Genomic DNA, 3065 nt, shown 5'->3' with positions numbered 1-3065 from the left:
CTACCTGGGCTGCGTCGATCCCTTCGCTACCGACGCAACGAGGACCGGTAGCGCCGGGCCACGCCCGGCGAACGCAGCGGCACCTGATGGCAACCGCCAGGCATGGCCTGGCGCTACCACGGCTGCGTGGATCCTTCCATTACCCTGCGTGCTGCGCGCTGCGTAGCTGCTCGAGCACCCGCGCCTTGCCATGAGCGGCCGGCATCGCCCTGACCAGGTTGTGCAGCAGCTGCAGATCCTGCTGCTGCCCCAGCGCATCACTGAGCCGGTGCAGGGCCTTCGCATCGCCACCCGACGCTTGCCGTTTCCCAGCGTGCAGATGCAGTGCGTGTGCCACGTCCAGCTGCATGCGCAGGCGGCGGACCTTGCGCCGCCAGCGATGAATCGCCTCGGCCCCGCCATCGTCGCTCGCACGCTGGGCGGCCTTTTCGGCCCGCCGTTGGCTGCGCTCCAGGTTGCTGCGCAGCGCCGACCGCCGCAGCTTCGCCCAGGGCTGCGTCGCAAGCTGTTCCTGCACGATCAGTACGCGACGCAACCGCCGCTCGAACCCGGGATCGCGCTGCAGGCTCTGCTGCAGCAGCCGGTCGCGGCGCTGGGTGAGCCGGGCGATGATGGCCGGCCACGCGTCTGCGGCATGGCTGTCCTGCAGGTAGACCGCAGCCTGCACCACCACCTGGGCATCGCGCAGGTCCGACAGGCTGTCGCCGAGGCGCTGCAGGCGCCGGTCCGCGTCCTCCAGGTCCAGCGCCGGATGCTGCACCAGGCCAAGCAGCGCCCGCAGGCGGCGGATCGCCTTGCGCGCCGCGTGGATCGAGGCGTGCGGATCATCCATGGACGACAGGGCCGCGGTGATGGCCCGGCACTCCTGCAGTGTCCGTTGCCGCATGGCCTGGCCTGGTTCTGCTGCGGACATCGGGGCCTGCCCCGCTGGGGTGGGCATGCAGTGTACCCCCCGCCACGGGCAGCCCTGTTCACGATGCGCTGGCCGTCGCCCCGCCAGGCCTGCACCTGCACACGGCCCTCACGCCACCCCCGTCGGGCCGGCGCTATGCTCCGCCGGCGCGGCAGGCTGCCGCCCCACACGCAGATCAGCGGTTCCAGCGTTCTCCAACGAGGATTCGACGATGGCCAAGCTCTTCCCGCACCACGGGCTGCTGGCGCTGTGCAGCCTTGCCCTCCCCGCCACCGCCATGGCCCAGGACGCGTCGTTCGGCTTTGGCCAGGACACGACCAGCACACAGACCACCAGCAGCTCGCAGACCACGACGACCACCCAGTCGAACAACGACACGGGCCAGGACGACAGCGGCGACCCGACCCAGTCCAATGCGGACTTCGGCAACATGGGCTCGATGACCACCGAGACCACCACGACTGGCAACTCGCACTCGGAGTCGCGCAGCCGCAGTTCCGGCGCCGAGGTGGACATCGGCTACCACGACGACAACCGCGACGACTGGGGCGGCGACCGCCACCATGGCGGCTGGTCGGTGCGCGACAGCGACCTGTTTGGTGACTGGACCCTGGGCCAGGAAAACGGCTCCAGCTGCACCATCACGCTGAAGGACAGCCAATGGTTCGGCGGCTATGGCGCGTGGGTGCCGGCCGGCTGCCCCGATGGCTTCTTTTCGGTCAACCGCTGGCTGCTGTCCGGCAACCAGCTGCTGCTGACCGACACCAACAACCAGGTCATCGCGCGCTTCCGTCCCAGCGGTGGCGGACGCTGGTCGGGCCGGCGCGAATCGAACGGAACCCGCATCTACCTCAACCCGAGGCAGCGCTGAGCGAGCCGTATACGCGACACGGACACCCCGCATCGCACCATGGGGTGTCCGTTCCATCTGCCCCCTCACATGGCCGCTCCCACGGGCTCACGCCTGGTCGTCTACGCCGCACTGTTCGGTAACCTCGCCATCGCCATCGCCAAGTTCATCGCTGCCGGCATCTCCGGCAGCTCGGCCATGCTGAGCGAAGGCGTCCATTCGCTGGTCGACACACTGAACGAAATCCTGCTGCTGTACGGCCTGCACCGTGCGGAGAAGTCTCCCGACACGCTGCACCCCTTCGGTTACGGGCGTGAGCTGTATTTCTGGAGCTTCATCGTCGCCCTGCTGGTGTTCGCCGCCGGTGCGGGCGTCTCGGCGTACGAAGGCATCCAGCACATCCGCCACCCGCAGCCGGCCACGAACCATGGCCTCAGCTACACGGTACTGGGCGTGTCGCTGCTGTTCGAGGGCACGTCGTGGTACATCGCCCTGCGTGAGTTCCGCCGCAGCAAGGGGCGCATGGGCTACTTCGAAGCCTTCCGGCGCAGCAAGGATCCCTCCACGTTCACCGTACTGCTGGAAGACAGCGCCGCGCTGTTGGGCCTGGGCTTCGCCCTGGCCGGCCTGCTGGCCGCGCAGCTGCTGGAGATGCCCGTGCTCGATGGCGTGGCCTCCCTGTGCATCGCGGCCGTGCTCGCCGTGACCGCTTTCCTGCTGGCGCGGGAAACCAAGGGCCTGCTGGTGGGCGAGCCGGCGCACCCGGCGGTGGCGCAGCGGATCATGGCCGTGGCGGTCACCGATCCTGACCTGCTGCGTGCCAACGGCGTGACGACCATGCAGATGGGTCCCGAGCAGGTGGTAGCCATGCTCAGCGCGGAGTTCGAGGACGACCGGCGTACGCCGCAGATCGAAGCCTGCATCACCCGTATCGAGACGGCGGTCAAGGACGAATTTCCTGAGCTGGTGGCACTGTTCGTCAAGCCGCAGACCCCGGAAGTCTTTGCTGCACGCCAGGCCGCGCTGAAGCAGAACAACTGAGACAGCGGCAGCCAGCATCACGCGGGCATCACCCGGGAACGCACGATGCTAACCCTTGCCCCATTAGCGTGGGGCCTGCCCCGCCCTTCCCGACAGAAGCCAGCGCGCCAGTTATGGATGAAGCTTCCAGACTCTGTGAGATCGACCGCCTGGGCGTGCTCGACACGCCCTCAGAACCCGTCTTCGATGCCATCGTCGCCGCCCCCCCCGCGGCGCCCCGCCAGGCGGGGGGGGGGGGTTGGAACGTTTGCGCGCCCCGGG

General features: G+C 68.8%; 3 protein-coding genes. 2 read left to right on the top strand and 1 reads right to left on the bottom strand.

The window, feature by feature from the left end; genetic code table 11:
* Positions 1–139: 139 nt before the first annotated feature.
* Positions 140–913, bottom strand: coding sequence for a CHAD domain-containing protein (locus IAE41_RS22120; RefSeq protein ID WP_200734582.1), 774 nt, complete (start codon positions 911–913; stop codon positions 140–142).
* Positions 914–1124: 211 nt separating this feature from the next.
* Here IAE41_RS22120 and IAE41_RS22115 point away from each other — a divergent pair, with 211 nt between their 5' ends.
* Complete coding sequence (locus IAE41_RS22115) at positions 1125–1784, top strand: AprI/Inh family metalloprotease inhibitor (protein WP_200734581.1); 660 nt, start codon at positions 1125–1127, stop codon at positions 1782–1784.
* A gap of 69 nt (positions 1785–1853) precedes the next feature.
* Entirely contained in the window at positions 1854–2804 is a 951-nt protein-coding gene (locus IAE41_RS22110) for a cation diffusion facilitator family transporter (protein WP_200734580.1), read from the top strand.
* The last annotated feature ends 261 nt before the right edge of the window (positions 2805–3065 follow it).

This window comes from Stenotrophomonas sp. S39 (genome assembly GCF_016624665.1).
GTDB lineage: Bacteria > Pseudomonadota > Gammaproteobacteria > Xanthomonadales > Xanthomonadaceae > Stenotrophomonas.
Note: the sequence above shows the minus strand (reverse complement) of the source record. Positions and strands in the feature narration are given on the sequence as shown.

Coding starts and splice junctions, on each gene's coding strand:
- IAE41_RS22120 (WP_200734582.1), bottom strand. CDS start 913: ATGTCCGCAGCAGAACCAGGCCAGGCCATGCGGCAACGGACACTGCAG.
- IAE41_RS22115 (WP_200734581.1), top strand. CDS start 1,125: ATGGCCAAGCTCTTCCCGCACCACGGGCTGCTGGCGCTGTGCAGCCTT.
- IAE41_RS22110 (WP_200734580.1), top strand. CDS start 1,854: ATGGCCGCTCCCACGGGCTCACGCCTGGTCGTCTACGCCGCACTGTTC.